Source organism: Sporolactobacillus inulinus, from assembly GCF_006539285.1.
Classification (GTDB): Bacteria; Bacillota; Bacilli; order Bacillales; family Sporolactobacillaceae; genus Sporolactobacillus; species Sporolactobacillus inulinus.
In genome coordinates this window covers 1-1,220 of the sequence record NZ_BJMS01000211.1, presented here as the reverse complement: position 1 = coordinate 1,220, position 1,220 = coordinate 1, and the positions used below count along the sequence as shown (strand labels likewise).

The following is a 1,220-nucleotide window of genomic DNA, read 5'->3' as shown; positions in this document are numbered from 1 at the left end:
GATGAATTTATAAGCTTCATTATACACTCATGTAGTGATATTATGTAAGTAACAAATAGGAAGGGAGGAAAACGTAATGAAGGGGAAAATGTCAGACAATCAAAAACAAGCCATTAAACAACGCATGAAAGCCGTTAAAGAGCAATTTAAGTATAAATCAGGATTTAAAATACGTGTGTATCCTACTATGCAACAAGCGGACATTATGCGTTTTAACGCAAATACTTCCCGATATATTTATAATGCCCTTGTATTTCGTGAATGGAGTACGAAGAAACATGCTAAATGGTTTAACAATGATAAACGATTAGATACCAACATGCCAAGCCGTGCCGTTGCAGCTTATCAATCTGCGTGGAGCCTATGGCGAAAAGTCAATCATGCCGGTACGCCGAAACCTAAACGCAAAAGCGATTATCGTTTGACCTATCAAACAAAAAACAGTTATGTTGCGAAAGCACGTAAAGCAGGATATGACATTTTCAACGGAGCGAAAGTTCGCGTTGTTGATGAACGTCATATTCAGATTCCTAAAGTTGGCATTTTAAAAGCGTCTGCTAATAACATTAAGCATTTGCCACACGAAAAAGGAATCCGTATTGGTATCACAACAATAAAACAAGAACCGAATGGAAATTGGTTTGTGTCGTTTCAAGTGAAATCGGATCATCCATTTAAGGAAAAGTTAGTTAAAATGAACAAGACTGTTGGCATCGATCTAAACTTATCCAATTTTTTAACACAAAGTGATGGGAAAGTTGTTGAAAATCCGCATTTTTATAAACGGATTAAAGGACAACTAGCTAAAGTGCAACGAGTGGTGTCCAGACGAGCAACTCGTGCCAAAAAAGAAAAACGTGCTTTGCGTATTAGTAAAAACTATCAAAAAATTCGTCTGCGTTTATCTGAACTACAAAATAAAATTGCGCGTCAGCGTCTTGATTTTCTACACAATGTTTCAACAACACTCATCAAGAACCACGATGTGGTTGTTTCGGAAGAATTGCGTGGAAAAAACCTGTTGAAAAATCATGCGCTAGCTCTGTCGATCAGCGATGTTGGATGGAGAACGTTGATCAATCAATTAGAGTACAAAGCTATCCTGTATGGACGCACGTACATCAAAGTTGATCCTGCATATACGACCAAAACATGTCATGTCTGTAGTTCGATTAATCATGAGGTCAAGCTTGGTATGGAACAATGGATCTGTCCTACAT

Annotated in this window: 1 protein-coding gene; it reads left to right on the top strand. The window is 37.7% G+C overall.

The genetic code is table 11. The features are described 5' to 3' along the window. Positions 1–76: 76 nt before the first annotated feature. A partial coding sequence (locus tag SIN01_RS14745) for an RNA-guided endonuclease InsQ/TnpB family protein (RefSeq protein ID WP_141306177.1) occupies positions 77–1,220 on the top strand: 1,144 nt, incomplete at its 3' end.